At 60.2% G+C, this 15,740-nt stretch carries 13 protein-coding genes and 1 pseudogene; 9 read left to right on the top strand and 5 right to left on the bottom strand.

Annotation, left to right across the window (positions count from 1 at the left end):
* Positions 1 to 68: 68 nt before the first annotated feature.
* From AC1D35_RS11665 to AC1D35_RS11680, 4 genes are all read left to right on the top strand, one after another.
* Positions 69 to 3,785, top strand: coding sequence for a FecR domain-containing protein (locus AC1D35_RS11665; protein WP_477853210.1), 3,717 nt, complete (start codon positions 69 to 71; stop codon positions 3,783 to 3,785).
* A complete protein-coding gene (locus AC1D35_RS11670) occupies positions 3,785 to 5,809 on the top strand; it encodes a CHASE2 domain-containing protein (RefSeq protein ID WP_477938618.1) in 2,025 nt (674 codons plus the stop codon). Before AC1D35_RS11665 ends, AC1D35_RS11670 begins: the two co-directional genes overlap by 1 nt.
* Before the next feature lie 164 nt (positions 5,810 to 5,973).
* Positions 5,974 to 6,666 carry a fumarylacetoacetate hydrolase family protein gene (locus tag AC1D35_RS11675; RefSeq protein ID WP_115034591.1) on the top strand — a complete coding sequence of 231 codons (693 nt, stop codon included), beginning with the start codon at positions 5,974 to 5,976 and terminating at the stop codon, positions 6,664 to 6,666.
* A 10-nt stretch (positions 6,667 to 6,676) separates the two neighbouring features.
* Complete coding sequence (locus AC1D35_RS11680) at positions 6,677 to 7,207, top strand: gamma carbonic anhydrase family protein (protein WP_477834690.1); 531 nt, start codon at positions 6,677 to 6,679, stop codon at positions 7,205 to 7,207.
* A 106-nt stretch (positions 7,208 to 7,313) separates the two neighbouring features.
* Here AC1D35_RS11680 and AC1D35_RS11685 read toward each other — a convergent pair whose 3' ends face one another.
* From AC1D35_RS11685 to AC1D35_RS11695, 3 genes are all read right to left on the bottom strand, one after another.
* Positions 7,314 to 8,240 carry a pentapeptide repeat-containing protein gene (locus tag AC1D35_RS11685; RefSeq protein WP_477834688.1) on the bottom strand — a complete coding sequence of 309 codons (927 nt, stop codon included), beginning with the start codon at positions 8,238 to 8,240 and terminating at the stop codon, positions 7,314 to 7,316.
* A 1-nt stretch (position 8,241) separates the two neighbouring features.
* Positions 8,242 to 9,093: a hypothetical protein gene (locus AC1D35_RS11690; RefSeq protein ID WP_113310996.1), complete on the bottom strand. Its 852-nt coding sequence runs from the start codon at positions 9,091 to 9,093 to the stop codon at positions 8,242 to 8,244.
* A 456-nt stretch (positions 9,094 to 9,549) separates the two neighbouring features.
* Positions 9,550 to 10,248 carry a DUF1223 domain-containing protein gene (locus AC1D35_RS11695; RefSeq protein WP_113310997.1) on the bottom strand — a complete coding sequence of 233 codons (699 nt, stop codon included), beginning with the start codon at positions 10,246 to 10,248 and terminating at the stop codon, positions 9,550 to 9,552.
* Positions 10,249 to 10,482: 234 nt separating this feature from the next.
* Here AC1D35_RS11695 and AC1D35_RS11700 point away from each other — a divergent pair, with 234 nt between their 5' ends.
* The 5 genes and pseudogenes from AC1D35_RS11700 to AC1D35_RS11720 all read left to right on the top strand — a co-directional run bounded on the left by AC1D35_RS11700 (position 10,483) and on the right by AC1D35_RS11720 (position 13,772).
* Complete coding sequence (locus tag AC1D35_RS11700) at positions 10,483 to 11,343, top strand: cytochrome b/b6 domain-containing protein (RefSeq protein ID WP_113310998.1); 861 nt, start codon at positions 10,483 to 10,485, stop codon at positions 11,341 to 11,343.
* On the top strand, positions 11,340 to 12,116 hold the full coding sequence (locus AC1D35_RS11705; RefSeq protein WP_113310999.1) for a molybdopterin-binding protein: 777 nt from the start codon (positions 11,340 to 11,342) through the stop codon (positions 12,114 to 12,116). Before AC1D35_RS11700 ends, AC1D35_RS11705 begins: the two co-directional genes overlap by 4 nt.
* 178 nt (positions 12,117 to 12,294) lie before the next feature.
* A complete protein-coding gene (locus tag AC1D35_RS11710) occupies positions 12,295 to 12,567 on the top strand; it encodes a hypothetical protein (protein WP_113311000.1) in 273 nt (90 codons plus the stop codon).
* Between the two features lie 75 nt (positions 12,568 to 12,642).
* Positions 12,643 to 12,834: pseudogene (locus AC1D35_RS11715) on the top strand (gamma carbonic anhydrase family protein); the annotation flags it as partial.
* A gap of 167 nt (positions 12,835 to 13,001) precedes the next feature.
* Complete coding sequence (locus tag AC1D35_RS11720) at positions 13,002 to 13,772, top strand: glucose 1-dehydrogenase (protein WP_113311162.1); 771 nt, start codon at positions 13,002 to 13,004, stop codon at positions 13,770 to 13,772.
* Positions 13,773 to 13,865: 93 nt separating this feature from the next.
* Here the strand turns inward: AC1D35_RS11720 and AC1D35_RS11725 are convergent, their stop codons facing one another.
* Positions 13,866 to 15,389: a hypothetical protein gene (locus AC1D35_RS11725; protein ID WP_113311001.1), complete on the bottom strand. Its 1,524-nt coding sequence runs from the start codon at positions 15,387 to 15,389 to the stop codon at positions 13,866 to 13,868.
* 115 nt (positions 15,390 to 15,504) lie between these two features.
* Positions 15,505 to 15,663: a hypothetical protein gene (locus AC1D35_RS11730; RefSeq protein WP_477853217.1), complete on the bottom strand. Its 159-nt coding sequence runs from the start codon at positions 15,661 to 15,663 to the stop codon at positions 15,505 to 15,507.
* Positions 15,664 to 15,740 lie beyond the last annotated feature (77 nt).

Genomic DNA, 15,740 nt, shown 5'->3' on the forward strand with positions numbered 1-15,740 from the left:
AAGATGCGGGGGTATCTGGGATGTCGGGGTCGAAGTCTTTTCTGTGCGCGGGATCCACTCTTGCGCTCATGTCAGCGTTACTTGCGTGTCCGGTTACAGCCGAGCCGCTGCAGCGCGCCACGCCGGCTGCAGGCTCCGTCATCGCCCGCAAGACCGGCGAGGAAGTGCGCTTCGTCGATGTCAGCAACTGGCGCGTCGTCGATCTCAACCAGGACCTTCTGGATGGTGACGTGCTGCGCACCAATGCCACCGGTCAGCTCGCCATCCTCTTTTCCGATCACACCCAGATCCGCCTCGGCCGCAATTCCGCGCTGCAGGTCAAGAAAATGTCTGCGACCGGCGACACGATCCTCAATCTGCAGTCCGGCACCATCTGGGCCCGCGCCCAGCGCGGCGGCCAGGGCCTGACGGTCGAGACACCAGCCGCCGCAGCCGCCATCCGCGGCACGGACTGGACGATGACCGTCGACGGCGCCCGAACCTCGATGATCGTGCTCGAAGGCCGCGTGGCGCTCAGCAACCCGCAGGGCAGCATCGAGGTGAACGAGGGCGAAGGCGCCGTCGCCACCATCGGCCAGGCGCCGCACAAGCTCATCAGCGTCAATCCGGATGATCGCGAGCAGATGCTCTTCTATCTGGACCTGCGCGACGGCTTCGGCCTGATGCCGACCTCGCCGCTGCGGGCCGACCGTATGGCCACCGAGCGCCGCCGCCTTCTGGCGCTGCCGCCCGAGCGCCGCAGCATAGAAGACTGGCTGGAACTTGCCGAGGTGCAAAGCGCCTTCGACGGGCGTCAGGCCGCAGCTGCAACGTTGCAAAATATCCGCAGCCGCAAGCTGACGGTCGCACAGCAGGCCCGCGTCGACCTGCTCGACGCCACCATTGCCGGCTCCGAAAAGCGCTATGGCGATGCCGCCAGGCTCTTCCAGAAGGCGCTGCCGCATCTCGACCCGACACGCCGAACCATGGCCCGATATGGCGGCTATTTCGCCCGGTCGCTCGCCGATCCCGCGCATGCCGAACCGCCTCCAGCCAACACCACCGGCCCCTATGGCGCGATCATGCAGGCCTATACGGCCGGCTTCCTGGAAAACCCGCGCGCAGCGCTCGAGATCATCAGGAAAGCGGAACAGCACTATCCAGATGACCCGACCCTGCCGGCAGTCCGCGCCCAGCTGGCGCAGCTCGTCGATGACCGTGAGCAGATGAAGGAAGCGATAGAACGCTCGCTGGCGCTCGACCCCGATCACCCGATGGCGCTCTCCGCCCGCGCCGGTTACAAGGCAGCCTATGAGAGCGACATCAACGGCGCGCTTGCGGACCTGAACCGCGCCATCGAGCTTGCGCCCGGCGCGTCGGGCACGCTGAATTCGCTCGGCCTGCTGCAGAGTTCGCGCGATGCCAATGGCGAAGCGGAAAAGGCCTTCAAGAAGGCGATCGAGCTAGACCCGCAGGATCCGCTGCTGCATGCCAACCTCTCGATCCTCTATCTCGATCAGGGGCGCATGAAGGAGGCCAAGCGCGAGATCGATACGGCAATCGCCCTCGACCCGTCCTTCGATATCGCCCTGCTTGCCCGCGGCCGTTACTACCTGCAGTCCGGCGAGCGCGACAAGGCGCTGGAGGATCTACTGGCGGCCAGCACCGCCAATCCGGCTCATTCGCAATCGCAGCTGATGCTTGCGGCCGCACACTATGAAAAGGGCGATCGCCTCCCCTCCGAGCAGGCCCTCGATAATGCCAACCGCCTGGATGATAACGATCCGGTCATCTCCGCCTTCCGCACCGCTGTCGATATCGACGACTACAATTCAGATGGCGCGATTGCCAACGCGCAGGAATTCCTGCGCCGCTCGCGCGCCCGCGGCGGCGATTTCAGCGGGCTCGGTGCCAATGCGAGCGCCGGCTCGACGCTGAACAACGCTTTCCGCCTTCAGGGCCTGGATGCCTGGGGCCGCTATTATGGCGATGCCGTCTTCGATCCCTTCAAAGGCAGCGGTTATATCGACCAGTCGATCAAGGGCAGCATCTTTCCTTTCGTCAACGCGACGAGCTTCAGCGATGACAACGTCATCCAGAACCGGAACAATGCGTCGAGCTACTCGTCCTTCATCCAGGGCCTGCTGCTCTCTCCCCACATGCTGTCCGGCCGTTCGCGCTCGGCATCGCTGTTCGATGTACCCTTCATCGAAGGCTCGCTCGGCGGCGGCATCAACAGCGTCGACGGCCACACGCGCCGCATCGGCGAAGCGGAAATCCAGGGCTATTCGAACGCGACGATCCCGATCAGCTTCTACGGCAACCTGACCTGGGAAGAGCTGGCGCTCGATGGCGATTACCGTGACTTCGGTGGATATACGACGGACAACAAGCTACTCACGGGCAATGCGTACCTGACGGCCACGCTGACGCCTGATGACCGTATCGTCAGCTTCATCAATCATGGCAAAAGCTACGGACCGCTGAATGCTCTGACGACAAGCACGGCATTCACCGACCGCCTGAATGAAGAATTCTTTCTGCCGGTCTTCGGCGGTGTAATACCGACGATGGATCTACCTCTCTATCAGAACAGATATGATGAGGGTGAGACGACGATTGGCGGCATCGGCTGGAGCCACACCTTCGGGTATCGGAATGTGCTCAATACCGCACTCCTCTATTCCGAAGGCAAGGCGAAAAGCCTCTTCGATTATACATTTGATGCCTCCGAGGCTACCGGCGCTCCCGCTCCAGATCTTTTTCCGTTCATGGAAACGAGCCTGGAGAATTCCTCCAAAACTTACATAGCTGCGATCAGCCATAACATCGGTGATGACACACTGACCTGGCGATACGGTATCGAAGGCGGATGGACCGATAGCCGCAACAAGACAACGATTCATCTCGATGACATTTTGGGTTTGGTGGGCGAGCGGACATTTGATCCGACCGACGAGAGCAACCGCGTCAATATCGGCCGCGCCTATATCGATCTCCTTCACGAGATCACACCTGCTCTAAAGGGCGAATACGCACTGTTCGCCACACGCCTGGAAGGCGACGGCACCGATGTCAGCCGGCTTGAGCCTCGTTTCGGCCTTGCCTGGGAACCCGTGCAAAATCAGTGGCTGCGCGCCGCCTTCATGCGACAGGGCCTCGACACGGGCGTACCATCATTGGCGCCGGTCGGCATCCTTGGCCTGCAGGCCAACCAATTCTCGGTCGGAGCAGAGGGCTACGCCGATACGGTTGCCTTGCAATGGGACGCAGAATGGACGGACCGTTTGTTTACCTCGGTCGAATACCAGCATCAGGAATTGCACGATTTCTCGATCGGCCTGCCGATCACTGGCCTCGCAATCGTCGACAGTCAGTCTTATGGGCGCGGCACCATCGACCGCGCCGCCGTCACGGCCAACGTCGCGCTTGGATCCGGCTTCGGCCTCTCGGCCACCTATGCCTATATGGATTCGGAGAACAAGGATCCGACAGCCTTTAACTATCGCGGCGATCTGCCCTTCATTCCGCAAAACTCGGGCCAGATCGCGCTAACCTGGGTCAATGAAGCCAAGGTGAAAGCCACTGTTGCGGCAAACTATGTCGGCGAGCGTCCCGGCGATCTGGTCGGCACGAAGCTCGATGATTACTGGAGCCTGGATGCCCATCTCATCTGGGAACCTTTCGACAAGCGCATCGCACTCGAGGCTGCTGCTTACAATCTTCTCGATGAAGATTTTGAAGTTCTGCCCGGCACCCCCGGCTGGGGCCGCGCCTTCAAGGGCACGCTGAAGATCCGCTTCTGATGTCGGCGCGCGCCGTCCAGCCACGCCCTCACGCAGAGCGCCCCACAAGGCAGGACCGCCCGTCGGCCCGCCCGCCCGGCTGGCCCTTCTCAAGCCGCAGCATCCGCCTTCTCGTGCTGGCGCTGGTCACTCTGATCACGATCTCGCTGATCTCCCGCCTGCCCGCCTGGACTCTGACGGAGCTGCGCACCTTCGACTATCTCTCCACCGTCGACGATCCCTTGCCACCCGATGGCGGGCCGATCATCGTGGCGATCGACGAGCCGGCGCTGGCCGATATCAACGCCCAATGGCCCTGGCCGCGCAGCCTGCATGCCGAGCTCGTCAAGCAGCTGCGCGCCGCCGGCGCCAAAGCCATCGCGCTCGATATTATCATGGCCGAGCCTTCGACGGCCGAAAACGATCAGGCCATCACCGCTGCCGTCGGCCCCGATGTCGTGCTTGCCGGCGATGAAACCCTGATCAAGACGCCCCAGGCCGACCAGCTGCTGCGCACCACGCCGCTGCCGCAGATGACGGAAGCCGGTGCGCGCACCGGGATCGCCTCGATCACCCTGAATGGCGACGGCGTCTTCCGCAATATTCCATCCTATTCGGATGGCTTTGCCATGGAGCTTGCAAAGGCTGCGGGCATCAATGCGACGCATCTGCCGGCAGGCTCCCTCATCCAGTCCCTCGGCCCGGCCCGCAGCTACCCCACCGTCTCCTACTATCAGGCGCTGGACCCGAAGAATTTCCTGCCGCCCGATATCTTCAGGGATCGCGTCGTGCTGGTCGGCCTCAGCCTGCAAAACGCCCCCGAGATCGACCAGGGCGGCGCCGATGCCTATGCCACGCCCTATACCGTCCACACCGGCAAGCTGATCTCCGGCGTCGAGGTGCAGGCCAGCATCTACGACAATATCGTCCATGGTCTCGCCATATCCGAAGCCGGACTGCTGCCGGTCGCAACCTGCATTCTCATATCGGTCATTCTGGCTGCCGCCACGGTCTGGAAAGCCACGAGCTGGCGAACGCTGGTCGCCACCGCCGCCGCCGTGCTCGCCTTTGCGGCAGTCAGCTATGCCGGCATCCGCTTCGGCCATGTCTTCGTCTCGCCGCTTGGGCCGACCGTTGCCTTCGTCGCCGTCGCCTTCGGCCAGGCGGCCTTTGATTATACCGAGGAGCGCCGCCAGAAACGCCAGATTACGCTCGCCTTTGCCCAATATATCTCACCCGATCTCGTCAAGCGCCTGTCGAACGATCCTTCGCAGCTAAAACTCGGCGGCGAGCGACGTACGCTGACGGTCCTGTTTTCCGACGTGCGCGGCTTCACCACCATCGCCGAGACGATGAAGGACGATCCCGAGCAGCTGACGACGCTGATCAACCGCCTGCTGACGCCGCTATCCGATGTCGTCATGGATCACGGCGGCACGATCGACAAATATATGGGCGATTGCATCATGGCCTTCTGGAATGCGCCGCTCGACGACCCCGATCACGCGCTGCACGCGGTGAAAGCGTCGATTGCCATGCAGGATGCGATCGGCACGCTGAACCGCGAACTGGAGCGCGAGGCCGTCGCGTCAGGGCGGCCGCTGCATATCCTCAAAATGGGCGTCGGCATCAATACCGGCGAATGCATCGTCGGCAATATGGGTTCCACCCGCCGCTTCGACTATTCCTGCCTCGGCGACAGCGTCAATCTCGCCTCTCGCCTGGAAGGCGCTTCAAAGAATTACGGCGTCGCCCTGCTGCTTGGAGAAGAAACCGCCCGCCTCATCGGCGATCATTACGCCGTGGTCGAGCTCGACCGCATCATCGTCAAGGGCCGCACGGTGCCCTCGCCGATCTTCACCGTGCTGCATGGCGGTCACCGCACGGCCCTGCGCGAACACGATGCCTTTCTGAATGCGAAATATGCGGACCGGCTCACCATCTCCGACCCTGCCTTCGAAACACTGCCGAAAGCCATTCCGGAGCTTTCGGCCTATTACGCGCTGGTGCGCAACAACCTCGCGCAGGACGACGCGGCTCCATAGAGCAATTCCAGCAGAACTGCGCAGCGATTTTGCGTCGGGAATTGCGTGAGAACAAAAAGATGGTGCACTTTCCCCTGGTCGCCTTTTGAGTCTAGGATGCCGCCAGACTCTTTGGACAGACCACTCGTCCGATCGCTATCCCGTAACAGCCGAGAAGTCCCATCATGTCCCTGCCTGCCACCGTCATCCCCCTGCCGCAACCCGTTCTCCTGCCCGTCGAAGGCAGTGCCGAGGCCTTCCCGGTCCGCCGCGTCTATTGCGTCGGCCGCAATTACGCCGACCACGCCATCGAAATGGGCCATGACCCGAGCCGCGAGCCGCCCTTCTTCTTCCAGAAGAACGCCGACAACCTGTTTTCCGGCAAGGATTTCCCCTATCCGCCGCTATCATCGGATGTGCATTTCGAGGTCGAATGCGTGCTGGCGCTGAAGGCCGGCGGCGCCGATATTCCGGCAGAAAAGGCGCTCGACTGCATCTATGGCTACGCCGTCGGCATCGATTTCACCCGCCGCGACCTGCAGGCCGAAGCCAAGAAGCTTGGTCGCCCGTGGGAGCTCGCCAAGGCCTTCGAACATTCCGCCCCGGTCTCGCCCATCGTGCCGGCAAGCAGCCTCGGCCATCCCACTGATGGCCGCGTCTGGCTGGAGGTGAACGGCGTCAAAAAGCAGGATGGCGACTTGAACCAGATGATCTGGAAAGTCCCGGAAATCATTGCGGAGCTTTCGAAACTCTTCGTTCTTGCCCCTGGCGATGTCATCATGACCGGCACACCCGCCGGCGTCGCCGCCATCAACAAGGGCGACAGCATCTCCTGCGGCGTCGACGGCATCGCGACGCTGTCGCTGAAAGTGGTTTGAGGAGACGAAAATGGCGATCTATGCGCTCGCAGGTGTAAGACCGAAACTACCACCCCACGGCACCTTCTGGATCGCCCCCGATGCGCATGTGATCGGCCATGTGGAACTTGCCGAACAGGTCGGCGTGTGGTTCGGCGCGGTGCTGCGCGGCGACAACGAACCCATATCAATCGGCAAGGCCACCAATCTTCAGGAAGGCGTCATGGTCCACACCGACCCCGGCTTCCCCACCACGATCGGTGAAATGTGCACTATCGGCCACCACGCCATCATCCACGGCTGCACGATCGGCAACAATTCGCTCATCGGCATGGGCGCCACCATCCTGAATGGCGCCAGAATCGGCAACAACTGCCTCGTCGGCGCCAATGCGCTCGTCACCGAAGGCAAGGAATTCCCCGACAATTCGCTCATCGTCGGCTCGCCCGCCAAGGCAATCCGCACGCTCGACGACGAGGCGGCCGCAAAGATCGCCGAGTCCGCGAGAAAATATGTGAGCAACTGGCAGCGCTTTGCGCGGGATCTCGAGCGGATCGACTGAGCGCCGGAGACTGGATYAGCTTATTTATTGCAACTCTTGAAGTTCTTTGAACGCCCTTCCTTAAGAAGGACGATCATGGGAGCAGGCCGATGGTCAATCACTGGAGTCACGCAAGAGGCATTTTAATGCGCACAGGCAAGTCAGTCGCCACCGGCTCGTCATCGTTCATCCTAATCATGCCTGTGGGCTCCACCACGAAATTAGCGACAAAGAGAGCATTTGAATAAAAGAGAGTCGCAGCCACCAGATAATTTCCGCTCTCGGTCATCCCGTCATAAGTTGCGGAACGCGCTGAACGCGCAATTACATGACGCGTTTTGTCGTCCATCTCCTCTGGCAAAAATGGGTCGTCGACCGTTTCTAAAACGCAAAACGGCCCCTCTTCCCCATGCACCATCGAGCAGAAAAAACGAACATAGTCCAATATGTTATCTTCACTGAGGTGAATCGGCGCCTTAGCGTTCACCTCATGAATTGGCGGGCTCGTCCCATTGAGACGAAATATCTCGCCTTCATCGTGAAGATAATAGATTACAAGATCCCTATTTCCCCAGCTCTCGTCGGTAAATGCGAACATCTTCGTATTTTCGTAAAACGGCAGTCCTCGCTGAAAGCCTCGGGTCGTCTCTGGGCTCATACGGTATTTGCCATCCACTGGCGCAACTCGCGCGATCCAATCCTCCAAAGTTTTCGCTGATATCTCGGACCAGTTTTTACCACTCCCGCCCAACAGTCGGCGGTCTAACTCGGCCCCCCCCACCCAGACGATTTCGTCTAGTCGAGCACCTTCCAACAATGCGCCTTCGAGCGCGGTCCGGCTCAACCGCGCGCCCCTCATATCACTGCCGCGAAGATCCGCGTCCCGGAAGCTGAACGCTGTCAAATCCTCTCCAGCGACTTTCAGCTCTCGCAAGTCGGCGCCTTCGAAATCTACGTCGGGCACAAGCCCTGCCAACTCAGCCAGCCGCGCAAGGCTGTCCGTGTCCGAACAAGCCTCATAGAGTCTCTCTACCGCCGCCTCTAATCTTTGCATGTCAGTTTTCTCCCGATTTCAACGGAAGCCTTTGCAACATCACCGTGCCCGCGAGGATCTTGCCGAGCGCCAAGCGCCCTACGATGTCGCGCTTTTCTCGCCCATCGACCAATCGCTTTCCATACTGATGTATGGGGCTATATTCATTGAACTCGATTTCAGTCCAGTGAAAATCGCGCGCACGCACCTCCAACCGCATCTCGATACAGCCATCGGGCTCAATCATCAAAACTCTAGCCAAACCTGCATCTTCGCTTGCGGACCGCATTCGCTCGCCGATAAGCACAGAAACATTGCCGCTCGAGGTCTCAAAAGGAATGAGAGGATCTGGCTCGATGAGCCAATCAATCTGCCCGACCTTACCGTTCATGCGCTTCTTTAAGAATGCTGTGATAAGGCTTCTCTTGCCTTCCGTTTCTTCGGTCAACTCATGCACCTCGTGTTTGCCGAATGCATGCCGCAGCTTACCATCCGCCTTGCCCTCAGCCGAAACACCCTTCCATAAACCTACTTCAGCCTGCGCCTCGACTTGCGCCTCCCCACCCTTCTCGCTATCGCGTGTTTTCGTTACCTTCACCTTCAAATCCTGTGTTTCCTCCGAGTGGACGACATATGCAATACTCTCGGGTTCACACGCGCAACCCAGCCCGTGCGCGCTAATGCGCCCACGAGTGAGAGCGAACTCAGCACGACCTTCATCAAAATCGATTGCTCCTGGATTGAAGTGCACAGTCCCGACAAGGATAAACCCCTCTGCAGTACGCTGAGCAGCCGAAAAATCAGGAAATACAACGTCGGTCTCTGCCAGGGCTTCTCTGCTGATCTCTCCACGTCCCGTCTTCTTCCAGAACATCGCCCGCCCTCGCGCTTCCGCAGCCGTCTGTACTTTACTATTTTTTCTTGGGCCTCGCGAGATACGTTGTATTAAATATTGCTTGGCTCTATAGTTAAGTCGCCACTCCACCCTGTTTTCTTTACATAGAAAACTACATTTCGATTTCGGTATAAAACTCCATACTATTACTCACGCATCGATAAAAATAGAATTTCGTCATTGCACTTGGAGAGATCAGATCAGACATAGAAACTCTTTACGTTTACTCTCAAAACACTCTGTAATCAGTAAAGGTTTTATGTCTAGCGGGCCATCCGCGCGCTGGATGATTAGGCTATCGCCAAGGTCACCCGGTCGGCGAGGAAATATGTCGGCAACTGGCAGCGCTTTGCGCGGGATCTCGAGCGGATCGACTGAAACCGACCGCGGGCGGATCGCAGGCGACCGCGGGAGGATCTGCCAGCGAGACGGTTTTCAGTCGGTCGTTGCGGCGAGAACCCTGCCGCCTTCCGGCTCCTGGACGATAATAGCGCTCTTGAGGTCGCCGGTTGCAGCCGGGATCGGCAGCTTCAGCATCTTGCCGTCCCAGGTGCCGAGACGCGTCAGCTCGTGAACGACATGAGCGTGCGGCAATGTCTCGCCGGCATTCTCGCCCCTGGCGACCGGAACCTCCACGGTGCCCGGAGCATAGCGGACGAGCCACACGTCGGCCGCGGCGGTCCGGCCCTTCGCAGCGTCGATGACGGCCACGTCCCGGGCTAGCTCGATCCCGGGGCCGGACAGTGCGGGCTCGGACGCGATCACGCGCCGGATCTCGTTGAGATCATAGCCGACGGTCGACTGATGGCCGTTGACCACCATCTGCGGCGTGAAAGGGCCGGATTGGCCAAGTGCAGGCTCATAGGTCACCTGCCGGTCGGTGAATTCCTTCTTCCCAAAAATATCCTTCCATCCGAGATAGTCCCAATAAGTCACCGAGAAGCTCAAGGCGAGCACGTTCGGATCATTGCTGAGCCTGACGAGATTGGCATTGGCCGGAGGGCATGAGGAACAGCCCTGGCTGGTGAACAGTTCGACGACCGCTGGCGACTGCCCAGCGGAGGCCTGAGCGGTGGAACCAAAAGCAAAGACTGCTGCGATGACAGCAAGATTGAACGCGGCTGAATGTTTCATGGCGGTGCTCCCTGATGACGTGCATCTCGCCCTCCTTCGCAGGTGGAACGCCATTCGTTACAGCCTCACGCATTTGTGACGGCATCGGCCGGATGCCGAAAGGCCGCGCCGTCGGCCTTTCCCGGCGGCAGGTTCCCGGCTGCAAAGAAAAAACTTCGGGACACCTGTAACAAATCCCGCGTCGCCTACGTACAGGCTGTAGGAACGCGACGGTACCGGACATCGAAAACGATCATGGCGACACTCGACGATCACAGCCAGGCCACACCGACAGGCCCGATGACAACAGTCATTCGCCGGCACTCGGTGGCGACCCGCCTTACACACTGGGTCAACGTTCTCTGTCTCAGCCTGCTTTTGATGAGCGGGCTGCAGATTTTCAATGCCCATCCGGCGCTTTACTGGGGCCAGTACGGTGCGGATGCAGATCCGTCATGGCTGTCGATAAGTGCCGTCGAAGAGGATGGCGGCACGCGCGGCGTGCTTCGCATCGGCAATCTGCAGATCACGACAACAGGCATTCTCGGCGTTTCGGGAACGGGCGATGACGCGACCGAGCGTGGCTTCCCTTCCTGGATCACCATTCCGAGCTATCAGGACCTCGCAACCGGCCGCCGCTGGCATCTGTTCTTTGCCTGGCTCTTCGTCATCAACGGATCGATCTATGCGCTCATCGGCTTTCTGTCAGGCCATTTCCGCCGCGATCTGGCGCCAAGCAGCGAAGAGATCTCGCCGCACCATCTGGGGCAGGAGATCGCCGACCACGCGCGCCTGCGCTTCCCCAAGGGTGAAAAGGCAAAGCGTTACAATGTGCTGCAGAAGCTCGCCTACCTGATCGTCATCTTCATCCTGCTGCCGCTGATGTTTGCAACGGGCTTGACCATGTCACCCGGCATGGATGCCGGCTATCCCTTCCTGCTCGACCTCTTCGGTGGCAGGCAATCGGCCCGGTCGATCCACTTCATCTGCGCCTGGTCGATCGTCCTCTTCGTTTTCGTGCATGTCGCAATGGTGATCCTGTCCGGCCTCTGGAACAACATGCGCTCGATGATAACGGGCCGTTACGTGATCGAAACCGAAAGGGACGATCGATGACCTTCTCCATCACACGCCGCCACCTGTTGATCGGATCGGCTGCCGGCCTCGGTGCATTCGGCCTGACCGGCTGCGACGATGTCGTCCAGAACGCCAATGTCCAGTCCGTTCTCGAAATGGCCGAGACGCTGACGATGAGAAGCCAGCGGCTGCTCGTTCCCAAGGACAAGCTGGCGCGCGAATTTTCCGAAGCCGATATCTCGCCGACATTCCGGCCGAACGGCACGAGCCAGCCCGACAGCGAAGCCTATGCGCAGATGATGGAAACCGGCTTCGCCGACTGGCGACTGAAGATTGACGGGCTGGTAGAGCGTCCCGTCGAGCTTTCGCTCGCAGATCTGAAGAAGCTGCCCTCACGCACCCAGATCACCCGGCACGACTGCGTCGAGGGCTGGAGCGCCATCGGCAAGTGGACGGGCGCGCCCCTCGGACCGCTCCTGCAGAGCGTAGGGCTGAAGCCTGAGGCCCGCTATGCCGTCTTCTACTGCGCAGACCAGCTTGAACAGACGCTGGACGGCAGCGGAACCTACTACGAGAGCATCGATCTCATCGACGCCTTCCACCCGCAGACCATCCTCGCCTACCAGATGAACGGCAAGGATCTGGAGGTCGCCCACGGCGCCCCGCTTCGCCTGCGCGTCGAGCGCCACCTTGGCTACAAACATGCCAAATATCTGATGCGGATCGAGATCAAGGACAGCTTCGCCGGCCTGTGGGGCGGCAAGGGCGGCTTCTGGGAAGACCGGGGCTACGAGTGGTACGCGGGAATCTAGAGCAATTCCAGCAAAAGTGCGTAGCGGTTTTGCGTCCGGAATTGCGTGAAAACAAAGAGATAGAGTGTTTCCGTGATTCGAAGAAAAACGGAAACACTCTAGGCACTCGTGCCTCCGTACAGTCTTGCCGCGGGACAGTCTTGCAAAGGGCAATGGCGCCCACAAGGAGGAGAAGGTCATGTTGAAATGCACAGTAGCAGCAATCGTCCTGGCAGCGGCTTTCGCGCTGCCCGCTTTGGCAGAGGACGCGATGATGTCGGCGAAATGCGACAAGGCTTCCATGATGAAAATGGAGGCCAACATGGATGCCATGAAGGATCCTGCCATGAAGACAAAGAAGGAAATGGCGTCCAAGGAAATGATGATGGCCAAGGATTCCATGAAGGCCAACAAGATGGAAGAATGCAAGATGCACATGGAAAAAGCCATGAAAAGCATGAGCAACATGTGAAGCGTGTCAGAGCGATGCGGGCGGCCCTGGGGCTGCCCGTGCCGGCATCGGCATGAACGCCGCTGCACGATCGGCAACTGCCTCGTCGGCGCCAATGCGCTCATCACCGAAGGCAAGGAATTCCCCGACAATTCCCTGATCGTCGGCACACCGGCCAAGGCCATCCGCACGCTGGACGACGAGGCGATCGCGAAGATCACCCAGTCCGCGAAGAAATATGTCGGCAACTGGCAGCGCTTTGCACGGGATCTGGAGCGGATCGATTAGCTTATGCCGGATATGGGCAAAGCAGCCCTGATGCGTCGGCGCAATCCGTCGGGCGAGCAGCGCTCGGGATGCCCGAGACGCTGGGGAAGCTCATTGGTATGTGCGGAACATCTGGCGTCCGCAAGCCGACGCTGGCATAAATGAGCTTCATCGAGGGAGGCATCATGATGCAGAAGAACGCGCCGGACTTCAGCCTTGCGGGCAAGGTGACTTTGGTGACGGGAGCGAGCCGTGGCATCGGTCGAGCTTGCGCACTTGCCTGTGCCGCAGCAGGCTCCGATATTGTTGTGGGGGTCCGTGATGTCGCCGCCTCGGCGGGCCTGGTTGCCGAACTCGAGGGCACGGGACGAAAAGTTCTCGCGGTTGAACTGGACATTCCCAACAAGACCCATATCGCACAGGCCGTCGACGCGGCGCTTGCTACGTTCGGTCGGATCGACGTCCTCGTCAACAATGTCGGCGTGGCTCCGGGCAATCTTGCGGAACTCGTTGAGGAGAAAGACCTTGACGAGATACTCGATGTCAACGTCAAGGGCACCTTTCTGATGACGCAGGCCGTTGGCCGTCACATGATCAAGCGCAATGGGGGCCGGATCATCAACATCAGCTCACAGGCCGGTACCGTGGCGCTGCGTGGCGAGGCAATCTATTGCATGAGCAAGGCGGCAATTAATCACCTCACGCGCTGCCTTGCAGCCGAATGGGCACGCTACGATATCACCGTAAATACCGTATCGCCGACGTTCATTCACACCGACGGTACAGCACCTTTTCTATCCGATGCCGACAATCGCAAAGCGACACTCGGTCACATTCCACTCGGTCGGATCGGTGAAACCGATGATGTGGTGGGTGCCGTAGTCTTCCTTGCATCTCCGGCTGCGAGCCTGATCACCGGCGCAAACCTGCTGGTGGACGGTGGATGGTCCGTCGCCTGAGGCCGAGGCGGCCCCTGCAGCAAAAGTCTTATGCAAACGAGGAGAACTACTCGTACTGCCTCCCCTCCCGCCTCCCATCTGGGGTTTGGCGGCCTATCGCTGCAGTTTCGGGCGCACGGTGATTTGCACGCCGGCCGCATTCGTCACGCGCGCTTGCGCGGTCGCCCGATCGAGCAAGTCCTGGCGGAAAGGCGGGGGATCGCCTGGATTGATGAACAGCTTGCCGAAATTGACCGCGATGTGCTTTCGGTCGATTTCCCCCACGATCCGTTTGCACTGCTTGATGTCTGCCTCGTAGGCGGCGTCCATGACCAGCTCGACCGCCATGACGCTGAGGTCGTTGGTCTGGTCGTAGCCGCGCCGAGCCCAGGCCTCCACCGTCGGCGATGCGCCAGGCGGCGTTAGCGACGGGTCGCCCACGAAGGCAAAGACGGCGCGCACCTTGCCGAAGTAAACCCCGTTGCCGTCCTCGTTCCACACCTCCAGCACCGGGCCGGCATAACGATATTTCAGCGTTCCGTTGCCGCCGGTGTAGAAGCTCGAAAGCTGGTCCTGCGGCGGTCCGACATAGGCGTCCACCGCCTCGAACATGACAGTGACGCTGCCCTCGCCGTCCTTGAGCAATTGGCCGTCGATGAACCAGCGCACCTCAAAGATCGGTCCGCCCTTCAGCAGGTGAAGGTCGTAGCGTGTCGTCGTCTTCAGTCGGTAGGCCAGCGCGCTATACTGTTTCTCAGGGAACCAGCAGACCCGCATCTTGACCTGAACTTGGCGATCGAGGCGCCGCACGACATCAGTCACTGCCGAATCCAGCCTTGCCAGATTGACCGGCGTCGCGGACGCGTGGCCCTTTGCGAGATAGTCGGCTTCGTCGTCGGTAAACTTCATCTCGAAGTCACGCGCTGCCGCGCTCAACTCGTTTCCGAGAAAGACCACCGCATCGATGCCGAGCAGGTCGTCGGGATCGATAATCTCGTCCAGCCCGGCGGCATCGGACAGCGCATCGCGCAGTTGGCCGGAAATTGCGTCCCTCACCGCCCTGGTGATCGCCTTGACTGCGTTCTTGCGTGCGGCAGCGTCGCCCAGCCGGTCGAGCCGCGTCTGGATCCCGTCTATCGGGGCGACCACCATGCCGTTCGCGTCGCGCGACAATTCGCTGTCGTACCCGCCGGCGATCAGCTTCGTCAGCTCGGCCGACAGCGCTGGTCCAAACACCTTGTTGAATTTCTTGTGCCCCGCCTCCGATGTGCTGGGCGAGAATGCGTCCTGATCCCAAAGCAAGGCGACCATTCCGGCGAGGCCTGGAAACCAGCTGCCTATCTCCAGCAGGGCCGGCCGAAGACGGAATGACCGCGTCCCCAGCGCCGCCGGAATCGGCAGCGTCGCCGGCGCGTTCACATCACCGGTGCCTAGCAGCCACGGGCTCGCCGGAGCACCCTCGAATGTCTTTACCCCGATCGAAGGCAATAGGGTGCCGGGCGGCGGCGCACCAATCGTATCCGCATCGGCCTTGAAACCCAGTATCCACATGTAAGGCTCGTCACCGCCGGAGTCCTCCGTGGTGCGTACCTGCAGCTGGAAAAGCGCGAAAGTGACATCGATTTCCGTCGGTCGCATAGCAAAGACCTTTCCCAGACATGCCCTGCAGCTTGGGTTGAATCATCGGATGCTTTGGAATGGATGAATGCAAATAAACGCTAAACGCACAAATAGCATGGACCGTCGATAAATTCTAGAAAAAGGTGCAGACTTCTCTGGCAGCGACCACGGCTGCCCCGGTATCGGCGCCCTCCCTGAAAGCGTCCAGATTGTGCATAACGGTCTTGTCCTTCACGCCATGATCCTGCCCCTCCAGCGGCCGGCCATTCAGATCGAATACCCTCTGGATCACCTCGACTGACTGCCGACCACCGGATCAGTTTGCGCCGATCGAGGGTGGATCGACCATTCCCGATAAGGCGAGCGGCG

The sequence above is a fragment of the Rhizobium sp. P1_E6 genome, from assembly GCF_056405875.1.